Source organism: Christiangramia flava JLT2011 (assembly GCF_001951155.1).
GTDB classification, from domain to species: Bacteria; Bacteroidota; Bacteroidia; order Flavobacteriales; family Flavobacteriaceae; genus Christiangramia; species Christiangramia flava.
The window spans coordinates 477,237-501,951 of record NZ_CP016359.1 but is presented as its reverse complement, the minus strand read 5'-3'; the positions used below and the strand labels follow the sequence as shown (position 1 = coordinate 501,951).

Below are 24,715 nucleotides of genomic sequence, written 5' to 3'. Positions count from 1 at the left end.
AGATATGGAAATAAAAATTTGGTCAGATATTAGATGTCCTTTCTGCTATATAGGAAAGAAAAAATTGGAGGCAGCACTCGAAAAATTTCCCCAACGAGATCAGGTGGAGATCGTCTGGAAAAGTTTTCAGCTTGATCCTTCCTTACACACAGATCCTAATACCAGCACTTTGGATTATTTTGTTAAGATAAAAGGGGTAACCAAAGCCCAGGCAAGGCAAATGTTCCATGGAGCCATTAGTATGGCTGAGGAAGTAGGAATAAATCTGAATATAGAAAAGGGAATTCTCGCAAATTCATTTAGGGCGCACCAACTCATTCAACTGGCAAAGACAAAAGGGTTGGGCAATGAAATCGAAGAAGCACTATTTAGAGCTCATTTTGAAGAAGCAAGGAATATTGATGATATCGAAGTTCTCGCGTTGATCAGTGAATCTATTGGGATGAAGGGCGAAGAAGTCCGAGAAAAATTGAAATCTGATGCTTTCGCTTACGAAGTGAAGCAGGATGAAATGGAAGCACAAAATATTGGGGTGCGAGGCGTTCCTTTCTTTGTTTTCGATGATAAATATGCTATTTCCGGAGCTCAGCCTGTTGAAGCTTTTTTAGAAACGTTAGAAAAGGTTTGGGAAGAAAGAAAACCTGAATTAAAAATTTTTGAAGGTGATTCCTGTTCAAGGGATAGAAACTGTAATTAAAAAAATTATCAAATGAAAATTGCAATTATAGGCGCTACGGGATTTGTAGGATCAGAAGTCTTGAAAGAAGCTTTGAACAGGGGGCATCAAGTCACAGCAGTAGCAAGAAACATAAAAAAAATTTCTGCTAATAGTGCGCTTTTAAGAACCTCGGCAATTGACGTTAAGCAAACGGAGAAGTTAGTCGAAGTCCTGAAAGGTAATGATGTAGTGATAAGTGCCTTCAATCCTGGCTGGAATAATCCAAATATTTACCGGAACTACCTTGAAGGCGCAAAGGCCATTCAGCAGGCGGTGAAAGAGTCGGGGGTAAAGCGTCTTATTGTGGTAGGCGGGGCTGGCAGTCTTTATCTTAATGAAAGGACACGAGTGATAGATGATCCTAATTTCCCGGAAGCCATCAAGCCAGGAGCTAAGGCTGCTTGTGAATACCTTGAGTTACTAAAAGGGGAAGACCAATTAAACTGGACCTTCTTTAGTCCGGCGATTGAAATGGCGCCGGGAAAACCTCAAGAGCGCAGAAATAAATACAGAAAAGGCTTTGACAAACCTGTTTTCGACACGGAGGGGAAAAGTGATCTTTCCGTGCAGGATACCGCGGTGGTTCTCGTGGATGAAGCCGAGAAAGCAGCACATATTAACCAGCGGTTTACTGCGGCCTATTAAAAATAACGTATAAAAAATAAAACTTAATAAAATGAAACATCTACTATCATTAATTACAATTGCTTTTTTAAGCGCGACGACTCTTGCACAAACCACCTAGAAAGCCGATCCCGCTCATACTCAGGTATCTTTCGGTATTATCCACATGGGTATTTCTGAAGTTGAAGGTAAATTCGACAAATTTGACGGTACCATCGGGGCGGCGGAAGATGATTTCAGCGACGCACAATATGAAATGGCCATAGAGGTACCTTCCATTAATACAGGAGTAGAAATGCGAGATAATCATTTAAGGAGTCCCGATTTCTTCGATGCTGAAAAATATCCGGAAATGACTTTTAAAAGTACGTCTTCAAAAAAAGTTGGAGAAGACAAATACAAAGTTACTGGAAATCTAACTTTTCATGGAATAACAAAACCTTTGACCTTGGATGTATGGTACCGCGGGCAAGTGAAAAACCCTCAGAACGGACAGGTGAGTGCAGGCTTTGCCATTTCCGGAAATGTAAAAAGGTCGGATTATAATTTAGGTCCCAATTTTCCGGAAGCTGTCCTGAGCGACAATGTTTTGCTTGATATTGATACCGAATTCAAAAAACAATAAGATTTTTTAATGAGGAAGCAGAGTCCGAAAGCTTATGAGGTTTTGGATCTCCCTACCTGCTTCCTCCCTTTATAAATTAAAATTATGTCACTTTCTGTCTTTAATAATTTCACATCTTCCCTTCCAAAACAGGATTCTCAGATGCCAGTGCTTTTCATTGGCCATGGTTCCCCGATGAATGGGATACAGGATAATGAATTTAGTAGCCGGTGGACAAAAATGGCAAAAGAGATCCACACTCCCAGGGCAGTGCTCGTAATTTCGGCCCACTGGCTATCTCATGGTACCCGTATTACCAGTATGGATTTTCCTAAGACAATACATGATTTTGGAGGTTTTCCAAAAGAGCTTTTCGAAGTGCAATATCCTGCTCCGGGGAGTCCAGGCCTGGCCAGACAAACCAAGGAATTGGTAAGATCTACACATATAGAAGAAGATCATGATTGGGGTTTAGACCATGGCCCCTGGACGGTGGTAAGGCATATGTATCCTGAAGCCGATATTCCGGTATTGCAACTCAGTATTGATCTTACCAAAAGTGCGAGATATCATTTTGAGCTTTCCAAAGAATTGGCTGAGTTGAGAAAACGTGGGGTATTGATTATCGGCAGTGGCAATATGGTGCATAATCTCCGTATGGTTGCCTGGAATAAAATAGAGGAACCCGGTTACGGCTACGACTGGGCGCTGGAGATGAACCAAAGATTTAAGAAGCATATTCTGTCCGGTGACTTTTATAAGTTAATCAACTATGAAAATCTAGGTCATGAAGCTAAACTTGCCATTCCCACTCCCGAACATTATATCCCACTTTTGTATAGTCTTGGACTCAAAAAAGAAAATGATGAGGTTACCTTTTTTAACGACAAGGCGGTGGCAGGATCTTTAACAATGACTTCAGTAAAAATTGGTTAAAAATATTTAGTTATGAATAAAATCTTTAAAACGGACTATTCACCCTCACAGGTTGATGCTGTGCTATTGGTTCTTAGAGCAGCGGTAGCGGCGCTAATGCTTACGCACGGAATTCCAAAATTACAAATGCTATTGTCAGGTGGAGAAATACAATTTCCAGGAGTGATGGGCCTTAGCCCAGGATTCTCCCTGTTTCTCACAATATTTGCAGAAGTGGTTTGTTCCATATTTATTTTCTTTGGTGTGGTTACACGGTTGGCGGTTATTGCACCAATGATCACCATGTTAGTTGCGGTCCTTATGATTCATGGCAATGATCCCTTTATAAATAAGGAATTAGGACTTCTTTATCTATCACTGTATTTGCCTTTGCTGATTTTGGGAAGCGGAAAATACTCTTTTGATCTTGTTCTAAAATCCATATAACTAACTGGAGTAGCTCCAGGTTTAAACATTCAGGTCCTCAGTAACTTTATTTTACTATGCACCCAAATGTATATGAGAATAGTGCAGTAGGTACTAAAATAGAAATCAGATAATCCTACTGTCGAATTTATGTCATGGATGGTGAAAATATGGAAGAAGAGGAGGATAAATGTGTTAACAAATAACGTGATATGTGATCATTATAAAAAAGCCAGATGAAACATTATATTTTTATGAATCATCTGGCTCATTGCACAAAAAGAATATATTCAATAGAATTTCAAATCATTACAAAATATCTTTTTATAGCTTCATGGAATGAAAAGGATTACTCGTTTATTTCTTCGCTCTTATTTAAAGAAAAGACAAACCATACGAAGGCTACCAATCCGATAGCGAAAATAGTATCGCCTATGACTCTGAGCCATCTAAGTGTATCCATTCCGGGCTGATGTAGGAATTCCGATGACCTGGCATACCACATTCCTTTATTTACACTGGCAACTGTTTGCAATAATCCAAGTGGAAGTAAGCTTAGTACTACCATAAGAAGTAAACCAATGTTTATAGACCAGAAGCTAAAACTCATTAATTTATCGTTCCATATTTTTACCCTATAAATACTTCGCAGTACAAAAAGCATCAATCCAATGCCCAACATTCCGTATACACCAAAGAGAGCTGTATGAGCATGCACGGCAGTTGTATTGAGTCCCTGCATATAATACAGTGCAATCGGAGGGTTTATAATAAATCCAAAAATTCCAGCACCCAAAAAATTCCAGAATGCTACAGCGATTAAACAGTAAATTGGCCACTTATAGTCTTTGAGCCACTGTGTAGATTTGCTCAACCGGTAATTTTCATATACTTCGTACCCAATGAGTACTAAAGGTACCACTTCAAGAGCGCTGAAAGTAGCCCCTAAGGCCATTACCGCTTTAGGTGTACCGCTAAAGTATAAATGGTGAAAGGTACCAATGATTCCGCCTGATAAAAATATTATTGTAGCTAAAAGTATATTGAGTGTAGCTGTTTTAGTACGTAGTAACCCTAACCTTACAAACAAAAATGCGGATACTACTGTAGCAAATACTTCAAAAAATCCTTCTACCCAAAGATGCACAACCCACCATCTCCAATATTCAGCAATAGCAAGATTGGTTTGGCGACCCCACATCAATCCGGCAGCATAAAATAATGCAATGGCAGCGGAAGAGACTAAAAACATTAAAAGCAAATTCCTTTCGGATGTTTTACGTTTTAGAACAGGGATCAGCGGCCTTACCATTAAGGCTAACCATACAAATAATCCCACCAGCAGAAATATTTGCCAGAAGCGGCCTAAATCCACGTATTCATATCCTTGATGACCAAACCAGAAGTTTTGTGTGAGATCAAGCTTTTGCATTACTCCCATCCATTGACCTGCCATAGATCCCAGAACAATTATTAAGAGGCAAATAAATAGGAAATTAACTCCTAGTTTTTGAAATTTAGGGTCTTTACCTGATACAGCGGGTGCAATATAAAGTCCGGTGGCAAGCCAAGCCGTAGCAATCCACAGTATACCCAACTGTACATGCCAGGTCCGGGAAATTGAATAAGGGAGGATATCCGCCAGATTCAGGCCATAAAAAGCATCCCCTTCCACACCATAATGGGCGGTAATAACTCCAAAGGTTACTTGTATTAGTATAAGAAGGCTAACTACCCAGATATATTTTTTAACTGCCTTCATAGAAGGAGTAATAGTTTGTCGCATCAACGGATCCTGTACTGGTTTGTCGGGTCCTTCTTCTTCTTTCATCCGGGCATGGTAGAAAATCATTATCCCGATCCCGAAAAGTAGCAGAATAACGCTGAAACCTGTCCAAAGAAGTAGATCTCCAGTAGCTTTATTTCCTACAAGATCGTCTGCTGGCCAATTGTGCGTATAGGTCACCTCTGCGCCTGGCCTTTCCGTCACTGCTGCCCAGGAAGTCCAAAAGAAAAAACCAGTCATTTGTCGCATTCTGGTTTCGTCTTTTATGGAATTTTCGGGAATGGCATAATTATTCCTGAGCTCATCTAGTTTAGGATCGTTCATAAACAATCCTTTATAGTAGGAATTCAAATATTTTATAGCCTCTGCCCGAATGGGCGAAATGCTGATCGTTTTATTCCCCGGATCATAAGTGTTATTGCGCAGTTCTATCTGTAGCCTGCGCTCCAGTTTCGCCTGCTCTTCACTACCCAGTTTTTCATAAGAAACATCAAATTCTTTTTCCGACCAATGATTAAGAATAAAAAGAGCTTCCCGATGAAGCCAGTCAGCAGTCCAATCTGGGGCTGTATAGGCACCATGACCCCAAATGGATCCTACTTCCTGGCCTCCCAGGCTTTGCCAAACATTTTGACCGTCTTTAATATCCTGCCCGTCAAAAACAGTTTGCCCATCAGTAGTAACTATTTTGGTAGGCATTGGAGGAGCCTTCTGATAAATTTCGAAACCGTAGTAGCCCAATACGGCGAAAGAAGCTGTAATAATTAAAATGAAAGCGATCCATAGTTTTTTTTCCTTAGACATAGTAGTAAGTATTTTATTATGAAGCTATGATTGAAGCATTATTGAATTGGAGCTGGCCTGTTTTAAAAAAAAATAAAGAATTACTTGGTTTTTTGCTTTATTTATACTTTAAAACTAAAATTTTAATAAAAAACACACAAATTTTTATTAGGATTAGATAAAAAGAAATACCAGTTCCAATTTTGTTTTGGAATGATTTTGGGATTTTACTAGAAGAAGGTGAAACTCAACAGAAGCTGCAAATTGGAGCAGCAACATTCAAATTTTTCACAACAAACACAAGTAGGCTCCGGAAGCAGAATCTTCGCTTGTAATTCTAATTTTTGTCGAAAAATCCTGCCTCCGGCACCTGGGTAGAGCTTGGCTTAGTTATTAGGAAAAAAAGGAAATATCTTCTTCAGTGATTTTCTTTAGTTTGCTAATTCTTTTTCTAGTTCTGCAGCTTTAGGAAAGAGTATATTATTTTCAAGGTGAATATGTTGATGGAGATCCTCTTCAAACTCGTGGAGTAAGGAGTAGGTGACCCTATAGGTATTACACGCATCCGCCGGTGGGGTATAGCCATCACTTAAGGCTTCTATTTGCCGGAACCGCTCTCCTTCTGTTTCGTGTTCATCCATCATTTTTTGAATGGGGTTTTGAACAGTGCCCATTGGGACTTTTTCAAATTTTGTGGCCGACTTTTTGGCCTGTTCCATTTTTTTAATAATGGGAAAAAGAATCAACTCTTCTTTTTTCATATGAGCACCAAGTTCTGCACCTGATTGATTGAAATTATCGGTAATTTGAAATAGTTCAGGATGACTGTCGCCATGAACCTTGCAGAGTTTCTCAAGATATGCTTTCAGAATAGGAATCTGCTCTTCGACATACCGATGATGTTTTTTTTCGATATAATCAATGAGTTGCTCCATTGGCCATTTTTGAAAATCAATCCTTTCTTCTGTTTTTATATTTTGTAAAGTTTTGATTTCATTTAATAGGACGTGCGCATCTAATTTATTTTTTTCAGCTGCTTCTCGAATACTTCTGTTGCCCTGACAACAAAAATCAATTTTATGGTTTTTAAAAATTTGTGCTGTACGATAATCTTCAGCAACGATTTGACCTACGGGTGTTTCAAGTAGATTTTCCATGGTTTTATTTTTTTAGAAGATGTAGTAAAGGATAAATGCAGTATTTAATACCAGGCTTGTCATGAGAGTATTGAACACTACTTTTGGCTTCAGGTTTGCAAGAACAGTAGTATTAAAACCCATACAGATACAGGTAATTACAAACAACTGAACCATTTGCAATAAAGCATGACCGTTCATTAATACCAACATGGCTGCTGCAGCTCCAAGGCAGCTCGATAAAATAATTCCGAGCGTTGCGTGCATATAAAAGGATTCCTGGAAGTCGGATAAAAATTTTTGATAGTATTTCATCATATAAATATTACTGAAGCAAAAATAGACATGACTTCAGGTAAATTTTATGACCTTAATCATAAGAAGGAACTGGAGGCTAATTTTATACAAAGGAATGTGAAAAAGCGAGTATATATCTTCGATGGATCAAGGAACTACCTTTTTACTTTTACAGTAATTCGGTAAATTTTATAACCGGAAAAATTGAACTACGAAGTTTAGTTTCTGATTTACCTGAAGCTTATCGGTAAACTTTACGATTTTTAATTTTTAATTCTTTTTTCTTTTCCAGCGCTTTTGTGGCTCTAATCACAGTTTCCACTCGAAGTCCCGTTAAATCTGCGATTTGTTGTCTTGTAAGATCAACTTTAAAGGAAAAAGGTTTCTCCAATTTGTAGATCTCCTTTTTTAAGTAATCCAGGACTCTCAGAATCCTGTGTTCAGGCTCCTGAGAAGAAATTTCGGGCGCCATAATTGCCTTATAATGGAGTCGAGTGGCCAGAGCTTCTGTAATTTTAAGATGGATCAAAGGGTGGGAGGTAAGTAATTGTAAGAATGCTTTCTTTTCAAGTAAAAAAATTTCCGAATCCATTGTTGCAATGGCGTTGGCAGGATAGCGAATGTTGGCAAAAAGCGGCGGTTCCCCAAAGCTTCGGGGAGCGCTGAAAAAGCTCTGAATGAATTCTTTTCCGTTTTCTAGAAAATTATTCATTTTTACTTCGCCAGAAAATATTTGATAGTAAAAATGAGCTTTTTTGCCTTCCCTGAAAATATATTCATTTTTCTCAAATAATCTTTTTTTAGCTCCATTTTCCAACAATATATCTACAGGTATCATAACTTCCAATTAGCCCGGGGCGTTCAAAAGGTAAAAATAAGGAATGTAACCGTATTGAGCTAGTATAGGAATTTGAACCTGGCTGGTTATTTCTTTTATATTGACTTTTCCTGGTCTTTTCCATATAGAAAAGGCATTCATTATAATTTGTTTTATAACGGAATGCTATTTTAAGGAACAGAATTTCAACTCCTACGTAAAGGATCCGTTAGCTTTTTGATTACTCAGCAGAGAAGAGTATTAAGAAAATTAGGGCTTTTCTTCTTTTGGACCAACTTATTGTTTAGATTTGTTCTAAATAACGAATTCTGGAAATGAAGCTACTTCGGAGTCTATTTTTGCCTGTTTTAATCACTCTTTTTTTATCAGAAAATATTACTGCCCAAGAAAAGGAGAACATACCAGCCCGAACTTTGGTTCATCTACTGGATTATATAGCTCAGGACTATGATTCTGCGATTAATAATGGTGAAATAAAAAATGAAAATGAATACAGTGAACTGCTGGATTTTATAACCACTTTAAAAGGATTGGGGCATAACCTCCCATTTAAGACCAAAAAGATAGTATTAATTTATTCCGTGGAATTTCCGAATTGTCTTACAGGGTAGCTAGTAATAAAGCTTCCAACCAAATTAAGATTATAGCAGATTCTTTGAAAAAACTAGTGCTTCAAACTACACCAATTCCAATTTCACCTCCCGTATGGCCTGATATATCAAAAGGTAAATCCTTGTATAGAAATTACTGCATGTCCTGTCATGGAAAAAACGGAGAAGGCGATGGCAGTCTCTCAACCGAATTGAACCCTAAGCCAACCAATTTTTGGGCATCAAAAATGCTGGAGAGCTCACCTTTCCAAATCTTTAATACCATTCGGCTAGGGGTCCCCCAAACCAGCATGAAATCATTTGACGAACTATCAGATAAGGAAGTCTGGGATCTTGCTTTTTATATAAAAGCACTGCCTTATGAACAAGGAAAGGATAAGGAGCTGGCTAAAAAATTAATTTCCAGAAAAGATTTAACTTTAAAAGACCTGGCATTTTTATCAGATCAGGATTTGGAAGCTCTTTTTCAGGATATTTCTGTTGACACCATGACATCAGTAGCCGCACTGCGAAATTATTCGCGTACTGGGAAATCCTCAAGTAGTTTATCCGTTGCAGCGCGGTTTGTAAATGAAGCCGAATTGTTTTACGAAAAGGGGGATCAAAATGCAGCCCGGGAAAAAGCTTTGCGAGCTTATCTGGAAGGTGTTGAACCAGTGGAATTACAACTTAAAGCCAGCTATCCTTCGTTCATGCGAAAGTTGGAAGTAGACATGCAGGCTTTTCGAAGCGCAATAGATCATGAGCAAAGCAAGACGAAGGTACGTACCAAGGCAAAAGTTGCCCTTTCTGGAATTGAACAAGCCAAATCAATCCTTGCCGATAATAAATTTTCATTCTGGACAACCTTTCTTTTGGCCGCTTCTGTCATACTCCGCGAAGGACTTGAAGCTTTTCTAATTTTAATTACTGTATTAGCTGTAATAAAATCCGTGAAGGCATCCTGGGCGGCAAAATGGGTACACCTGGGATGGATGCTGGCAGTAATAGTTGGGGTATTCAGCTGGTTCCTGGTAGATGACCTTATAAATATTGGTGGTAGCCAAAGAGAAATTGTGGAAGGAAGCATTTCAATCTTTGCAGCAAGTGTTCTCCTTTATTTGGGATTTTGGCTGCATCAAAAATCGGAAATCGGGAAGTGGAATTCTTTCGTAAAAACCAGGGTTCATAGCCTCCTTACTGGTAGTAATCTTTTGGGGATTTTCGCTTTTGCTTTTATTGTGGTTTTTAGAGAGGCGTTTGAGTCCGTTCTTTTTCTTTCAGCACTGAATCTCGAGGTTGAAGCTTCCAACCAATCCGCCATTGGGTTGGGTGTGGCAGGAGCTTTTGTGATTGTATTGTTCCTTTCCTGGATTCTCTTAAGGTATACGAAAAAGTTTCCGGTCATCAAGTTACTCAAAATCTCCACTGTGGTTATTGGTGGTTTAGCTATTGTTCTGATAGGAAAAGGTGTACATGCCCTTCAGGAAAGTGGTTTTGTTCCTATCACTGGTGTTAACCTCTCCTGGAGATTAGACCTTCTGGGATATTATCCTACCTGGGAAACAATAAGCGCCCAGTTGGGAGTAATTTCAATTATTCTTATAAGTTATTGGTGGGGCCATACTTTGTTTTTTATCAAGAAGCTTATTTTTAAAAGGAATCCGTAGTATAAGCAGGGGAGTTAAGATTTACTTATGAAAAAAGGTCAAGTAATGAAAGAGCATAAAACACCGTACCCTATCGTTGTAGAACTTTTTGAAGGCAAAATTTCCTTTGGAGTGAATGGAGAAATCAACCATATAAATAAGGGAGACATACTTTCTCTTGAAGGGAATGTGCCACATGATCTACTAGCGGAAGAGAATAGTATTATTCGCTTATCTCTTTCTAAACTAGATAAGGTAGAACGGGTGGAAAATGTTGCAAACTCTTCAAGCTAATGTTATTCAAAAATTTAATAATAAATATCTCCACTTAGACCTGACGATTTTGACTATTTGAGATAAGAAAGCACTTCATTTTTTCCAGGTTTCTATTTTAAGAAATTAAAAGATCATAAAAATACTGGCTAAAACAATAACGCCTAAAATAGAACCATAGATAGGTAAATGAGTGATTAGTAAGTGAAGATGTGTTAGGTCCATGATAACAAATTTACCTATAAAGGTCAATGTTGTAATTAATAAAAAATATGATGATTGTCATTTTTCGTGATATTCCTTTTTTATAGCTCAGCAGTTTAAATTTTTATCTTTAACTTTCGGATGTTGGAGAATTTCTATCTCTAAGGAAAGTTATTGAAAGACTTGATGGTGCAATCATTCACAACTTCCTGGCTTGCCATCACTATATATTTTCTTATATACTCTGATAAGTAATAAACCAGCTAATGAGTTTGTTATGCTGTTGTAAAACTGAGACAAATGAATTTTCTAATAATAAAAAGTTATTTAGGAAAAATGGGAAGAATAATCTTCTTTTACTTTAAACTTTAACATTTAAATAAGGGTGAAATTGTTAATAACTTTTTCAGTTCTTGAAATAATGAAATTCGGTGATAAATTCGGTGCTTTATTTTCTTTAAAAACTGGGGAAGGTCCAGTAAATATGGTAGAAATAAAATTTTGGATAGTTCCTCTTTCTCCGCTTAATTATGTTTCAAAAGAAACATTAAAAATCAAAACCCTTTAAACATTAGTGTTTAAAGGGTTTTTTATTTCTTGTTTATTGCAAAATACGCATTAGACGTCATAGTTCAGTTACCCTATGAGTTACCCCTAATTAATTCTCACCGAGAGGGGTAACTACTTAGTAGGGAATCTTTGGGAATTCCTGGCTAAACCTCTGCATTTCTGGTAGTTTTGAAATAGTTCTAAAACATACAAGCTATGGTGAAAACAATAATTTATTTAAAAACTGACAAAAGGAATAATGTTGGTGAACTACCTATTTATTTGAAAATCATGCATAGAAATACGACTACTACATTGAGTAGCGGTAAATGGATAACAAAGAAAAGGTGGATTGCAACCAATCATTTGCGGAATCCCTTAAAGGTCAAAAGAGAAAAGGCAATCAAATTAGCATTGGAAAGGATTATTGAAAATGTTGATTCTGCATACCTTAATTTATCTCATAATTTAGATTTTATTACTGCTTCCGATATTAAAAATCAGGTTACAGGTAAACTTAAAAATGTAAATGAAGTTTTATTTAGGGATGTAGTTAAGTTACACAATTGTGACTTCGAGAAAAAAGTATTGAAAGGGGAGAGGACTGAAGCCAGCCTTCAGAAATACAAAAGAGCAAAATCGTTGTTTGAAAATTATATCATGAATCGTTTTGGAAAAAAAGACTTTTTAATAAAAAAGATTGATAATGAATTTGTTTACGACTTTGAATCTTTTTTACGTTATGAATCAAGTTTTAAAGGCAAAATTGGAATCTCAAATAATTCGACTGTAAAATATTTCCGAAATCTTAATACAATTTTTAATTATGCCCAGAAAAGGGGGGTTATAGAAGAGAACCCTTTTCGATTTTATGAAGGTAAACTTGTAGTTAAAGATGCTGAATTTCTTACTGCTGAAGAATTAGAAGCAATAGAAACTAAAAGTTTCAATACGGAACGGTTGAATAGAGTTAAGGATATTTTTTTATTTAGTTGCTATACATCTTATGCTCCTATTGATGTAGAAAATCTTACTAGAGACAATTTAATCAAGGATAGTGAAGGAACTTTGTGGTTAAAAACTAATCGACAAAAAACAACCGTCAAGTCTAATGTCCCAGTTTTACCTCCCGTTAAGAGAATCATCGATAAGTATGAGGGTGTAGAAGGAACTCGACTTATTCCAACTATTAGTAACCAAAAGATAAATGAATACTTAAAGGAAATTGCAGCCTTATGTGGAATTAAGAAAAATCTAACCCAGTATGTGGCTCGGCATACCTTTGGGACTACTGTTACATTAGGAAATGGTGTAAGTATAGAAAATGTTAGTGCCATGATGGGGCATACATCTATAAGGACTACGAAACATTATGCAAAAGTTTTAGACCGTAACGTCAAAAAGGATATGCAGAAGTTGAATAAAATCTTTAAATAAGTTTTAAATGGTTATTTTAGGTAATTTAAGGAAATGTAGTAATGGAAAAGCTTATTATTTTTAACAATCAGGTTAAAGCGTTTTTGGGAGTTGACATTCACTATAATGCTGCAATAAACAATTTCAAAATTAATGGTTATTGGGTAACAGATGTAAATCAATTTCACTTTGCCCAATTTAGAAAAAGCTTTAAAAAGTTAATTGATAAGAATATAAACAGAGATTCCCAAAAAGAAGTAATCTTCCTAAATAAAATACAAGAAGATTTAAAAAGGAATCTTTTGTTCTTAAATACAATTAATTACAATAAAATTAGAGAATCCTGTTCTAGTGTAGATTTAAAATACCCAGAGGAACCACCTGTCCACAATATAAGGGATTTGGAAGAGACGGCTCTTTGGGATAATGAAGGAAGAGCTGATTACATTTTTCAAGTTCTTTCAGAATTTTTAAAAATGGAGTCTACGAATCATATTGAGTTATCAGATGAAACATGGGAGGAGATTGATGCTCTTTATGAAGAGAATAATTTACATGTTGATGAGATTTATGGTAAAGCTCATTTGATGATAATTATATCTTACCAAATCAATTTAATTAAAGAGGTCATCGATTATATTCAATCTTATTTTGATACTCTGGAAAAAATGGGTATTAATTACTCGAATAATGAAGAGGATATCGATTTTTCTAAACATACGCAACAGCTTCATTTTAATATGTTAAAAAAAGAGGTGGCAATGTTTTTTCATACCTTTCATCAATTAGGTTTAATACATGGAGACTTTAATAAAAGGAAAATTTCAGAGACTGAAATGAATAAATTCCTTAGCTCTGGATTTTTCTATTATGTCGATGTTAAAAGGGAACTAAGACCTCTGAAAAAATTGAGTAAGGAGTTCAGTGGTTTGTATAGAGGGGAGGCAGCAAGTAAAATTTCAGAGGAAGAATTGTCTTTTATCCAGTATTTAATTGATATACTTCAAGAAAGGAAAAATGTACTTGAAATTGAAAAAAAAGATTATTTAGAAAGAAGAAAATAGAATAATAAAAAGCCTATTAATCTTTTTTCCAATATTTGTATAATCTCACATTTCCTTTCTCACAACTAATTCTGATTACTTATTTAAAACCAAAAAATTATCTCTAACTCTGGTCTAGTTCGAAGACCCAAAAAGGATTCTAAAATAATTTATTTTTATTTGAAATGAATTTCGAAAGTATTAAAACCTACTGAGAAATTCCTATTAGAGAAAAAATCTTCACCCTGATTAAAGTTGAAAATAAGACCTAAATCCTCTATAGTTCGTTTAGTATTACTAAGAGTGTTTTTTACTAGAAAAAGTTTATAGTGTTCCTTATTTAAATTTGCTACTGCGAATTCGTTCTTAGAAATTTCAAAAGAATTTGTCTTGTCTACTCGGCCCTTCACTTCAACATAAAATTTATTTCCTTGTTCATCAAGGTATTCAATATCATAACCGTGGCTGTCATCCCCTTCTGGATTATAACCAAAATGCTTTTTTAATTTCGTTGCATTTTTGGAAACCCATAATACCTGGTCGTATTTTTCATAGAGAAGTTCAAAAACAATTTTTTCGGCTACTATTCCGATTATTTCCTTCTTTTTATTAGAGTAACCACCATCAATCCTTCTTCCATTACTCGCATTTTTTGAACTGCTGGACGATGCATTTTTATCTACTTTCGAAATTGATTTCTTTACAATGTGATTGGTTGTAGAATCGTAACTGTCAATATTAGTTCTACCTTCTATAGTTACTTCCTTTTTATTGTCATCTTGTTTATCAATCCAACTCTTAAACTTTGAAAGTAAATGACTAATATTTCCAAAATATAATAAGCTTCTTCGTGAATTATTTTCAAGAAATTTATCTAGGTATTCGTCTTCCCACTTTTTTTCTTTAATTTTATTTTTCAAGTGATTGTAATTATCGATGTAATTCCTTTTTATCTCTTTAGTATTTGGAGTTATATCAAGTTCTTTAGTAGAGATTGTTGGAAATTGAAATTTTGAGTTAAATGAATTAATAAAGGAATTCTCTACATCAATTTTAATGGTTTCTTTTTCAATAACTGGAATAAAAGAATTTCTATACGTATCAATTAAATTCTGATACCTTTCTTGTTGATTTTTAGATTTTTTCGAAAGGAAATTATATAGAAGTACCTCAAACTTTTTTTCAAATTGATTCTTCAGTCTAATTAATTTCGAATTATAGTACCAATTAAAACTTATTTTGAATACGGTCGATTCATTCAGTTTACCTAAGCTTAAATCCAACCTTAGCAAAAGGTCATTCAATAGGTCTATGTTTGATAAATCACCAAAATTTTCGAAGTTGAATTCTGAGTTAAAATTTTTAATTTCATGTAAATCTAGGTCGATATATTTTGTTAGATTCTCCAAATTCAGTCCATCTTCAACCAAGAGCTCTTCTGATACTGTTATTTTTTTTGCTTTTAAAATAGCAAACCAGAATGTCTGAAACGGTGTATATTGAGTTGAACGTAAAAGTTCATCAATTTCAGTAATTCTAGAATGTTCTATGTTGTAACTTCTTAGATATTCATCTTTTTCTTTCGATTTCAAATAAGTTAATAATGCTGGTCTGTAATTTGATAAATCTCTCCTAATAACAGATATAAAGAGCTCTGTTAATATATCAGCTTGTATTCTAGTAGTTTGGTGCGATTTATCTATATAAATAATAAAACTAGAGCTATTCGAATCAATGAAATAATTTTCGTTAATGATTACTGGTTGGGAATCCTTAATTTGTATAGAAGACCGAATAGATTCCGTAATAACTACTTTAGAATTTTTTATACTATCAAGTTCTTCATCCAGGACAATCTCATAAACAGATTCTAAAATAGTGATGTAGGACGATAGGTCAGGATAGTGTTTTATAAGGTTTTCTGGTTTATCCTCATGAACAGAAACTAAATTCTTTTCCAGAATGTCGGTTTGTCTAATACCAATTTTTGAAGCTAACCTTCCGAACGTATTTTTATCTCGATTTGTAAATTGAGGTTGTAAATGAGCTTTAATGTTATTAGGTAATAAATTATAGCTTAATTTATCATCTATATAATATATTTCATTTGCTGGTATCCATACGATTGAATCTTCAATTTCATTAACTCCGCAAAATGTTAAGGATTTAAAGCTTTGAATCATTAATTCTTTGCCTTGGCAGACGAATTGATAGAAATTAAAAACCTTTCTTAGAATTTTATTGTAAAAATTCAGGAAATCTTTTTTTTGGATTTTAACATCCATGTATTCAGAGCTAATTTTGTATAGAAGATTTGTATAGTTATCTATTGAAGGATTATCTAAATGAAGTAGATTTAAAGTATTTATAAGATGACGATTTTCACTGTATTCTATTGGCCAGAGCTTGAGATATGTTCTCAAAGATTTATTGAAAGGTTGTAAAAAATCTAATGGGTTAATTCCTATTATATTTTGTAAATTATAGTTTGAACTATCTCCTTCAATTTGTATCCAATTCTCTTCGTTTAAAGTTTTAAAAAAGTGGCTAACTTCTAGACAATTTTGTTTATCGGAAATATAGCGATAACTACTTTGTGATGTAGAATATCTGATTTTAGGTAGGATATCAGAGGTAATATATTCAATGTACTTTGTCCAATTTTTTTGAATCGTAGATGTAAACCATTGATTGAACTCAGCAGGTTCGTCCAATATTCTATCATTTTCAATATAAAAAGGGCTAGAAGTTAAATTAGAAAATCTCTTTAGGGCTTCCGACCGATTACTTTTTGAAGGAACTAATTGAGCTTCCTTTGACACATAAACCCCTGGAATACGCCATACTCCGCACACATTAACCAGAAATTCATTAATCATTTCCAAATCGGCTATTTTATGTTTTGAAAAGGAAGAATAGTCAACGAACATTCCACCTGGATATAGTTGTCGCAATTCAACAACATCCAAATAAATTGAATTGTAAATTGGTGAAAGCCATTCATTTTTGCCTATAACAGGTAACTGAACCTTTTCACGAACTTCTAATATCGCTTTTTCAGTTAATTGTATTTGAAATAAAGCAATGAGAATATCAACTTTATCAACAGAATCATTATCATATAGTTTAAGTATCCTGCGTACTAATTCAAACGTATTAAATTCAGAGATTCCTGTTCTAATTTTATTTTCTCGAAAATCAGCTATTTCTATTTCCTTATGTAGAAAATGAATGTGATTATTTATCGCTTTAGGTAATTCCGTAACATTAATATTGCTTCCTCCATAGAAGATATCGGATTCGGTTGAGACTAATTTCCATGCTGTAGTGATATAAACCTTTTTACTTTTTAGGTTCAAGTCCTCATGGTGAGAAATATAATTATATAGATTTTGAAAAAAATTAAGGTTTTTATGCTTTAATTGGACTTTACACTCTTTTGCAATTTCCTCCGAGATTTTTTCGTAACTCAAATAGCAAACATCAAATTCTTCCCTTAACCAATCTACCACCCCATCTTCTAAATAAATTAAATATTTGTTAGCTATGCGATTGTTAGGAAATAAACCTTTATCGAAGCCATTTGCGATTATTACTTCGTCCTTATGAAAGTATTTTCTGGTATTAGTATCATAAATAAATTTTTCGTTTATGAGGTTATTTACAACACTATTATATAAAACTTCAAGCTTGGCATCTGGATTTCGTTCAAATGCTAATAATTTTGTTGTATTATGATTATACCTTTTTAATGATTTTAGAAGGTCACTAGCTATATATTCTCCAATTATTTTTAGCAAATAATCATTTAGTGGTGAATTCCTTAAGGCAGTACGTTCTGGATTAACTATAAAATAACTGTGAATGATAAATTGAAATCCTGATGCAATTTGTAATGGATAAAAAAGATACAATTTTGCATCTTCTATAGGCGTAATTTGAGATTTCTTGTTTAGCTGAAAAACAATCGAAATGTCGATTGCAGATGATTTTGAGTATAATTCCTTTTCCTTTCCTTCAAGGTTCGAAATTAGCTTCGATGGTAAAAAGACTCTAGTTGCAGGTTCGAATTTTTTAAATTGATAGAGTTCTTCACTGTTGGTTTTTATCTCCAACCTATTTCGGTTCTTAAATTCAGATATTCTATATTCAAGAAAATGATTTTTCGATTCAAAAGTGATTTTTTCAAGATTACCTAAAAGAACTATCTGTTTTGGTTGAATAGATTTAAAACTTTGAAATAGGTGTTCTTCTGCAATATTCTTTTTAAGAGGTAGGGCTATTCTAGTTACGATTTTGCCTTCTCCATTTAGTTTGGTCGGAAAGAAATGTGGGAAATAAAACAAGGGAATTTCTTCGAGTCTTAAATTTTCTTGACTATAATCTTTGAGAGTAAGTTGGCGATTAAATTTAACCGTTCCGTAACGTGTAACAATACTAGGTTCTGAACTTATTTCCTGAATTGATTTGAAACCTATGCCTTTAAAGCCAATAAATTCTTGACTATTCTTTGTACTACGGCCAATAGTTGTAATGCTTTCAATTCCTTTTTCATTAAATTCAGCTCCAGAATTTGAAATTGTTAGAATCTTTTCCTTTAGTTCAATTGATACTATACCTTTTTGGTTGATTTCTTTATTTGCATCTCTAACATTCTGGATTAGCTCGAAGAAGTACCGTCCTTCATATGCCTGTAATAAATAGTTCTCAGCTTCTGCAATAGCCGAGAGGCCTCTTATTGGAGTATCCTTAGAATCGCTATAAAGAGAATTAGTTATTTTTTCTAAGTCCATTATTTCAAAACTTGTAGGTGGTTCATTAATTAAGGTTAGTCAGAGCTAATGGTTGAATCAATTCACTAAAAATTGGTTAAACATCGAAAAAAATTTGTCTTTAAATGCATAATTGAATTTGTATCCTTAAAGAATTTTCGGAATTATATTGTTTCCACCATTCTTGCTTTTCAAAATTTCATATTAGAGGCACTTGCTATAAAAGCACCTATACTCAAGCCCCCAATAATAGATTCAAAGATTACAAGTGAGTCGGAAACGTCTTTAACCTTATCCGAGAATAAGCCAAGTGTAGAAAATGATGAAATAGATATTTTAATTGATTCAAAGGCATCTAAAAAATTCATTGCTTTAAACGAAAAGTCTGTCAATTGCAAAAAGTATATTAGACCAAATAAAACCATTATTAAAATTGAACTTGTAATCACTTTAATTGGTTTCAGTCCATATCCCCAGTAGTGGTAATTTATCATTTTCAAGAAGTATGACCCAATCAATCTTAAATTTTTAAAATGATAATTTATATATCTAAATAATAATTTGTGAGAAAATCTGTGTCTCTTAAATTCAGTATTTAGGCTTTTAAAATTTATTCTGAATTTTACGAGGATAGATTGACGCTTATATTCCTTTTCCTTTAAATAGTATATCTGTTCTTGTGCATCTTCCCCTTGGTTTTTATATGCTTGTTTGAGAGCTAGATATGCACTTTCAAAACCTATTTTTGTTTTATGATGATGACCCTGCACATCAAAAAGCTTTGAGTCCCGAAAAATCACATCAAATGAACCACCTATAATATCAACATGAGATAATTCTGAATTTATAATTTCCCCCTGAACATCACAATCTATAAACTTCCAAGAGTTAATTTTTGCCCTTTCAAAATAAAGGTCTCTCAATCTACACTTGTAAAATGTTACTTGAAATAATTCACATTCCACCAGTAACAAATCGTTGACAATAGAATTTGAAATATGGAGCACTTTATTTTGAGTAGCTATTTTTCCTGAAAATCTAAGTCTTGCAAAATTTCCAAATTCAATATGCTTCGTATTAAGAATACCGAAATTATTTAGGGGAGGTTCTAAGCCACCCATCTTGAGTAATTTAAACCCACCAAGTATTGTATGGTCTATTAAATCGGTATTTATCTTAGACCCTCCAGTAGATTTTAATAAGTTTTCATTTTTAAGTGTATCGTCAGAAACGTTAGTCTGGAATCTTATCCAGTCAAAATAAGGAACAAAACTGTCTGTTTTTTTATACTTGTAGGTAAAATAAGGCCCCCCTGGTTTGATTTTGCCATCAAGATTAATGCTCGATACGAATTGATTAATACCTTGATGACTCTCACTCTCAATTATATATTTGTATATATTTTTACTATCTCTAGTTGATTCTATACAGGATGTGATTCCAAATTTCAGAATTTGGTCATCATCGAGGTTCCAGATTCTTTGCCAAACATCAAATCTATCGAGAGAATTTCTAAACTTATCTAGTAACTTGGGGTAATAGTGTTTATTAATCCATTCATAAAAATTCTCATCCGTTATTTCCCATAATTGGCTTGGGTTTAAGGATTCTTGATTAATAATCTTATTGTATTCAGCTTTTGCATCCTCTTCTTCCTGTTCCCAGAGTATTTCCCTAAAAGATTTTGGCGTTTTTTTCATCCCTTGGATTTAATTACCATCCTATGAAATAGAAAATTAAGTATTATTAAATGCATTTATTCATTTACATCTTCCCAATTAATTCCTTCGCTCTATCTAAACTATAAGCTCCTTCGATTTCATTTTTTTCAAATACCATGAAATAAGCAAAATTATCTCCTGCCAGTCGTTCCCATTCGTTACCTAAACGGCATTTTGCAGCACTGTCGGTATTATCAAGATGCCCACCTTTGGTTTCCAATAAAATTGTCTTTCCTGACTTAGTTTGTAAAATGAAGTCGGGATAATGCTTTGCTTTAAAGCCGTTTATGAAATATCCTTTTCCACGCTCCAAATTTCTATGCCAGAATAGAATATTAGAAGAAGTACCTATCTGCATAATTGCTTCTTCTTCAAAACCATTCATTGAACCTTCACGTTCGTAAAGTGAGTTTCCAATAGAGGAGCCAAGATTACCAGGAACAATTTCCTTTGGAAGCTTCCAGGTTGGTTTAGTCAAAATTCTTTTAGATTTTATGAGGTCCATAAATTGTCTTTCAGCATATGCATCCGACAGTTGTCTTATTTTAGCCTTAATTTTATCGCTATAACTCCACTTTCTAACAAGTATATCTCTAAGTTGTTCCTGGCTCAAGTTTTCAATAATTCTTGATATATAAACTTTTATTTCAGGGTCCATGATAGGATACATATTTCCCATCAAACTAGTTAGTTCATTAGCAATGTCTGCGACCTGTTTTTCCCTTGGTTTTGCCAAGATATATTCAGCAATAGGGTCTTTTACTAAGTTGTCTTCTATTCTTGTAAAAGATGGTCTGTAATCATCCTTTGCTGATTTCTCCAGGTCAACCTTGTAGAGGTCTGAGGATATCTTATCAAAATCAATATTCGAATCTTCTTGGGAAAGTTTGAAACCTTCAAGTAATGCTTCTGGGTTTAACCGAACTTCTTCAGTTCCAAAAATGTCGCTTGGAGTTACCCTCAAAAAGAATTGAGGAAATACAATGTCTTCAACAACTGGGATATAAGATTCTTTTACTTTATATCTTTTTACCTTGTCTCCCATTTCAATAAAGATTTTTTCGTCTACTGGTTCCTTTTCTTGCTCTTCAATTTGACGTTCGGTGATTTGGTTCTGCTCAAAGGCCATTTTGTCTATTTCAGATAATGCAGGATTTGAATCTAACTCTTCTTCGCCAGCAATAGGCTTATATTGAATTTTGCTTTTATCAAAATCAACTTCATTTTCTTTAGATTCATCCTGTTCTGGAAACAAAAATGACTCTACAGGCTTATTTTTTACTTCTGTTTTGTCCTCTTCGGTCATCTTGTCTACCTTACGGTAGTCTCTCTCACTAAATCCTGCGGTTTGAAGACCTTTCACAATATTTTGAAGGGTTTCATTAAATTTAGCAGAAGCTGTCAGCACGTAGCTTAAATTTAACTGATAAGCCTTATGCTTTCTCACATATGGTTGACGTAATACTCTCCCTAAAATTTGTTCAACGTCTACGGCACTAGATTTATCAGCAAGTGAAGCCAGAATATATGCAAATGGGCAATCCCATCCCTCTTTAAGAGCGTTGATTGTGATAATATATCGCACCTCACATTCCTTACTCATAAGGTCGACATCCTTTAGCTCATCAATATTTGCAGTTTTAATCTTTATTTGATTCTCTGGAATTCCAACCTCTAAAAGATGTTGTTTAAGTTTTTCGAAAGTTGTGTTGTCATCATTAATTTTAGGTTGAGCCTGGAAAAGTACAATTGGCCTGATATATTTCCCTCCTTCTTTCTCTTCTTTCTCAGCTAGTATTTCAAGCTTTCTCTGAAGATGTAGAGCGTTATTAATTACTTCCGATTTATCGTGATTATTATAGACAATAACGGGAAGCTTCACCATGTTTTCCTTTTTCAACTCAATTGCAGGTACAAGGCTAATTATATTACTATTTTGCTTCGGTGTAGCGGTTAAGTCTAAAATAAAGGATGGGTTTAGATTTCGTAACATTTCTACACTCAGAGTACTTTCAGCATTATGGCTTTCATCGACAATCAGAACAGGATTCAAGTATCTCAAAACATTAATTAATGCTGTTGGAGAAACTTCATCAAGTAAATGCTTCTGATTTTTATAGAAAGATTCAAATGCTTCGAGATAACCATTTTCTTCAAACACTTTTCTATCTTCCTTATTTTTAGCCCTAAGACTGGCGAAACTCATAACTACCACACTTATCTGCTCCTGAATAACTGTTGGATTGAAATTAGAAGCCTGGAGTAAGTCTTCCTTTTGATAAATCTCCACTCTATTATTAAAAAGTGCATTAAGTTTCTGACGGTAAGGGTGCTCAGGGTCTTTAAGATTATTTACAGTTTGTTGTAACAAATTGCTCCAAGGAACCAACCAAATTACCATACGTGGTTTTGAACTATCGTAAGCAGAGAAAATAGAGTGTAATGCGTTGATGGCTATAAAGGTCTTTCCTCCCGCAGTAGGAACTTTTACACATACATGGGCCGCTTTAGGGATATTATTCTTGTAGGGCTCCATGCCTGAACCGTCAATAGGATTATATGGACCAATTTTATCCTCCCAATATTGATTGAAGGCTTTACCCAGGTCATTATATTTTTGAACGTAGTCTAAATAGTCTTCAAGGCTGTCGATTACGTTTTGCTGGTAGCTTTTTAATTCCATGCTTAAAATCTTGTGATGTCTCTAGGTATTTTTTTAAAAATTATGTTGTGCTTCACCATGAATTCTTTAGGTAACAGGCAATTATCAGCATAAACAATATATTGTTCGGATTTCTTTTCAATAACATTTAAGGCGTCATAGTCCAAAGTTGTTAGTTCATTAGGTTTGTATATGAAATAATAACTTGTACCATCCTTTTCGCCTAAAAGAAAATTAGATTCAGAATTATCTCTCGAAACTGGAAATGCAGTTCGGGTTTCACTATACCAAATGAATTCACGAATTTTTTTAATATCCACCTCTTCATTTAGATTTTGATTTTCATCAAAAAGAGTCATTCCCAGTTCATAAAAATCAAACTCACCGCCTGTACCTGGAGCAGCATTTTTTTCCTCACCATATCCTTTTGAAACTCTTTTAATCCTTTCAGAGGTTATGTCATTAGCATAATCTTCCATTTCGATTAAAATAAATTTTCGATTTCCACCATCTTCGTAATTCAGGTTTAATACTGCTTGGGCTGTGGTTCCAGAACCTGCAAATGAATCAAGAACGATTGAATCTTTTGTCGTTATTGTATTTATAAGCTCCTTTACATAATCAACAGATTTTGGTTGTGGAAAATCATTTTTATTGAGACCAGGAAAAATGTTCCCAAAGCTGCTTTGCCCTTTTTCTGTATAAAACGAAGAGTCATTTAATATTGTAAAAAGCTTCTTCTCTGCCTTTGGTCCACCTTTTAGTTGGGCATATGATTTTCTGTAAACTTTCCATCCCGATTTTTGTTTTTTCCCCACTAACAAATTATTATCTTTTTCGGCTAAATCTTTACCCCAGGTCCAACAACCTTCAAATCCATCATTCCACAATGGATAGCATTCTACCTCGAAGCCATCATTTTTCTCTAAAGAGGTTTCTTTAGTTTTTGGATTAATATAAATTGGGTAGAAGAGATTAGGTCGAGTTTCTCTATTAAATTCTCTATGGGTATTTCTTAATTCCATCAATCTATATACCCCAAACTCATCCTTATGCTTATAGTTCTTAGAGATTTCTTCAGGACTCTTTTTTACATTAAACGCACCTCGGTCCAAATTCGTTTTGCTGAAGACTAAACAATATTCGTGGTTTGTCGCAAAGTATTTATCTTGACTTCTTCCTTTCGGATTGCATAATAAAACTAATTGTGCAATAAAATTCTTTTCACCAAATATTTCGTAGCAAACCATCCGAGCATTAGTTATTTCGTTTTCATCTAATGAGATGAAAATCGCTCCATCATCTGCTAATAGTTTATGTAGAAGTTTTAACCGTGGATATATCATACAGAGCCATTTATCATGCCTACTTAAGTCCTCCCCAGCTTTACCTACAACTTCGCCTAACCATTTTCTTATTTTAGAATTATTGACATTATCATTATATGCCCATTTTTCTTCGCCTGTATTATAAGGAGGGTCGATATAAATACATTTTATTTTACCTTCATATTGCGGTAAGAGGCTTTTTAATGCTTCTAAATTATCTCCATGGATAATTTTGTTGCCACTGTCAGTTTCAGCTTGTATTTGGCCACCTTCGGCTGTAAAACCATATTTATGTTCCAGGATTTTAAAGGGAACTTCCTGGTGATGATTGACAATTTTATCTTTTCCTATCCAATTGAGTGTTGGCATCTATTTTTAAGT

General features: G+C 34.4%; 18 protein-coding genes and 1 pseudogene. 11 read left to right on the top strand and 8 right to left on the bottom strand.

Annotation, left to right across the window (positions count from 1 at the left end; all coding sequences use genetic code 11):
- Positions 1–4: 4 nt before the first annotated feature.
- From GRFL_RS01845 to GRFL_RS01825, 5 genes and pseudogenes are all read left to right on the top strand, one after another.
- Positions 5–697 carry a DsbA family oxidoreductase gene (locus GRFL_RS01845; RefSeq protein WP_083642949.1) on the top strand — a complete coding sequence of 231 codons (693 nt, stop codon included), beginning with the start codon at positions 5–7 and terminating at the stop codon, positions 695–697.
- Between the two features lie 12 nt (positions 698–709).
- Positions 710–1,363, top strand: a complete 654-nt coding sequence (locus GRFL_RS01840) for an NAD(P)-dependent oxidoreductase (RefSeq protein ID WP_083642947.1) — start codon at positions 710–712, stop codon at positions 1,361–1,363.
- A 115-nt stretch (positions 1,364–1,478) separates the two neighbouring features.
- A pseudogene (locus GRFL_RS01835) lies at positions 1,479–1,967 on the top strand (YceI family protein); the annotation flags it as partial.
- An 84-nt stretch (positions 1,968–2,051) separates the two neighbouring features.
- Positions 2,052–2,882 carry a 4,5-DOPA-extradiol-dioxygenase gene (gene ygiD / locus GRFL_RS01830; protein ID WP_206601063.1) on the top strand — a complete coding sequence of 277 codons (831 nt, stop codon included), beginning with the start codon at positions 2,052–2,054 and terminating at the stop codon, positions 2,880–2,882.
- A 12-nt stretch (positions 2,883–2,894) separates the two neighbouring features.
- Positions 2,895–3,308 carry a DoxX family protein gene (locus tag GRFL_RS01825; protein WP_083642944.1) on the top strand — a complete coding sequence of 138 codons (414 nt, stop codon included), beginning with the start codon at positions 2,895–2,897 and terminating at the stop codon, positions 3,306–3,308.
- Positions 3,309–3,636: 328 nt separating this feature from the next.
- On the opposite strand, the gene GRFL_RS01820 is transcribed toward GRFL_RS01825, so the two are convergent.
- The 4 genes from GRFL_RS01820 to GRFL_RS01805 all read right to left on the bottom strand — a co-directional run bounded on the left by GRFL_RS01820 (position 3,637) and on the right by GRFL_RS01805 (position 8,127).
- Complete coding sequence (locus GRFL_RS01820) at positions 3,637–5,877, bottom strand: nitric-oxide reductase large subunit (RefSeq protein ID WP_083642943.1); 2,241 nt, start codon at positions 5,875–5,877, stop codon at positions 3,637–3,639.
- A 410-nt stretch (positions 5,878–6,287) separates the two neighbouring features.
- Positions 6,288–7,013: an iron-sulfur cluster repair di-iron protein gene (gene ric / locus GRFL_RS01815; protein ID WP_083642941.1), complete on the bottom strand. Its 726-nt coding sequence runs from the start codon at positions 7,011–7,013 to the stop codon at positions 6,288–6,290.
- Between the two features lie 12 nt (positions 7,014–7,025).
- A complete protein-coding gene (locus tag GRFL_RS01810; RefSeq protein ID WP_227009059.1) occupies positions 7,026–7,259 on the bottom strand; it encodes a hypothetical protein in 234 nt (77 codons plus the stop codon).
- Between the two features lie 271 nt (positions 7,260–7,530).
- Positions 7,531–8,127, bottom strand: coding sequence for a Crp/Fnr family transcriptional regulator (locus GRFL_RS01805; RefSeq protein ID WP_083642939.1), 597 nt, complete (start codon positions 8,125–8,127; stop codon positions 7,531–7,533).
- 314 nt (positions 8,128–8,441) lie between these two features.
- Between GRFL_RS01805 and GRFL_RS01800 the strand changes: the two genes are divergently transcribed.
- The 6 genes from GRFL_RS01800 to GRFL_RS01785 all read left to right on the top strand — a co-directional run bounded on the left by GRFL_RS01800 (position 8,442) and on the right by GRFL_RS01785 (position 13,872).
- A complete protein-coding gene (locus GRFL_RS01800; RefSeq protein WP_083642937.1) occupies positions 8,442–8,738 on the top strand; it encodes a hypothetical protein in 297 nt (98 codons plus the stop codon).
- 44 nt (positions 8,739–8,782) lie between these two features.
- Entirely contained in the window at positions 8,783–10,387 is a 1,605-nt protein-coding gene (locus tag GRFL_RS01795) for an FTR1 family protein (RefSeq protein ID WP_139839243.1), read from the top strand.
- Between the two features lie 27 nt (positions 10,388–10,414).
- On the top strand, positions 10,415–10,660 hold the full coding sequence (locus GRFL_RS17970; RefSeq protein ID WP_086047713.1) for a cupin domain-containing protein: 246 nt from the start codon (positions 10,415–10,417) through the stop codon (positions 10,658–10,660).
- A 604-nt stretch (positions 10,661–11,264) separates the two neighbouring features.
- Positions 11,265–11,411, top strand: a complete 147-nt coding sequence (locus tag GRFL_RS17965; RefSeq protein WP_157492988.1) for a hypothetical protein — start codon at positions 11,265–11,267, stop codon at positions 11,409–11,411.
- Between the two features lie 197 nt (positions 11,412–11,608).
- Positions 11,609–12,829, top strand: coding sequence for a site-specific integrase (locus tag GRFL_RS01790; protein ID WP_083642936.1), 1,221 nt, complete (start codon positions 11,609–11,611; stop codon positions 12,827–12,829).
- A 41-nt stretch (positions 12,830–12,870) separates the two neighbouring features.
- Positions 12,871–13,872, top strand: a complete 1,002-nt coding sequence (locus GRFL_RS01785; RefSeq protein WP_083642934.1) for a hypothetical protein — start codon at positions 12,871–12,873, stop codon at positions 13,870–13,872.
- Positions 13,873–14,027: 155 nt separating this feature from the next.
- Here GRFL_RS01785 and GRFL_RS01780 read toward each other — a convergent pair whose 3' ends face one another.
- From GRFL_RS01780 to GRFL_RS01765, 4 genes are all read right to left on the bottom strand, one after another.
- Positions 14,028–18,644, bottom strand: coding sequence for a protein NO VEIN domain-containing protein (locus GRFL_RS01780; RefSeq protein ID WP_083642933.1), 4,617 nt, complete (start codon positions 18,642–18,644; stop codon positions 14,028–14,030).
- Positions 18,645–18,814: 170 nt separating this feature from the next.
- Complete coding sequence (locus tag GRFL_RS01775) at positions 18,815–20,323, bottom strand: hypothetical protein (protein ID WP_083642931.1); 1,509 nt, start codon at positions 20,321–20,323, stop codon at positions 18,815–18,817.
- Between the two features lie 64 nt (positions 20,324–20,387).
- Positions 20,388–23,027, bottom strand: coding sequence for a DEAD/DEAH box helicase (locus tag GRFL_RS01770; protein ID WP_083642930.1), 2,640 nt, complete (start codon positions 23,025–23,027; stop codon positions 20,388–20,390).
- 2 nt (positions 23,028–23,029) lie between these two features.
- Positions 23,030–24,703: a site-specific DNA-methyltransferase gene (locus GRFL_RS01765; protein ID WP_083642928.1), complete on the bottom strand. Its 1,674-nt coding sequence runs from the start codon at positions 24,701–24,703 to the stop codon at positions 23,030–23,032.
- Between the last annotated feature and the right edge of the window lie 12 nt (positions 24,704–24,715).

Coding starts and splice junctions, on each gene's coding strand:
- ric (WP_083642941.1), bottom strand. CDS start 7,013: ATGGAAAATCTACTTGAAACACCCGTAGGTCAAATCGTTGCTGAAGAT.
- GRFL_RS17965 (WP_157492988.1), top strand. CDS start 11,265: ATGAAATTCGGTGATAAATTCGGTGCTTTATTTTCTTTAAAAACTGGG.
- GRFL_RS01805 (WP_083642939.1), bottom strand. CDS start 8,127: ATGATACCTGTAGATATATTGTTGGAAAATGGAGCTAAAAAAAGATTA.
- GRFL_RS17970 (WP_086047713.1), top strand. CDS start 10,415: ATGAAAAAAGGTCAAGTAATGAAAGAGCATAAAACACCGTACCCTATC.
- GRFL_RS01770 (WP_083642930.1), bottom strand. CDS start 23,027: ATGGAATTAAAAAGCTACCAGCAAAACGTAATCGACAGCCTTGAAGAC.
- GRFL_RS01765 (WP_083642928.1), bottom strand. CDS start 24,703: ATGCCAACACTCAATTGGATAGGAAAAGATAAAATTGTCAATCATCAC.
- GRFL_RS01785 (WP_083642934.1), top strand. CDS start 12,871: ATGGAAAAGCTTATTATTTTTAACAATCAGGTTAAAGCGTTTTTGGGA.
- GRFL_RS01790 (WP_083642936.1), top strand. CDS start 11,609: ATGGTGAAAACAATAATTTATTTAAAAACTGACAAAAGGAATAATGTT.
- GRFL_RS01780 (WP_083642933.1), bottom strand. CDS start 18,644: ATGGACTTAGAAAAAATAACTAATTCTCTTTATAGCGATTCTAAGGAT.
- GRFL_RS01810 (WP_227009059.1), bottom strand. CDS start 7,259: ATGCACGCAACGCTCGGAATTATTTTATCGAGCTGCCTTGGAGCTGCA.
- GRFL_RS01845 (WP_083642949.1), top strand. CDS start 5: ATGGAAATAAAAATTTGGTCAGATATTAGATGTCCTTTCTGCTATATA.
- GRFL_RS01775 (WP_083642931.1), bottom strand. CDS start 20,323: ATGAAAAAAACGCCAAAATCTTTTAGGGAAATACTCTGGGAACAGGAA.
- GRFL_RS01840 (WP_083642947.1), top strand. CDS start 710: ATGAAAATTGCAATTATAGGCGCTACGGGATTTGTAGGATCAGAAGTC.
- GRFL_RS01820 (WP_083642943.1), bottom strand. CDS start 5,877: ATGTCTAAGGAAAAAAAACTATGGATCGCTTTCATTTTAATTATTACA.
- ygiD (WP_206601063.1), top strand. CDS start 2,052: ATGTCACTTTCTGTCTTTAATAATTTCACATCTTCCCTTCCAAAACAG.
- GRFL_RS01800 (WP_083642937.1), top strand. CDS start 8,442: ATGAAGCTACTTCGGAGTCTATTTTTGCCTGTTTTAATCACTCTTTTT.
- GRFL_RS01825 (WP_083642944.1), top strand. CDS start 2,895: ATGAATAAAATCTTTAAAACGGACTATTCACCCTCACAGGTTGATGCT.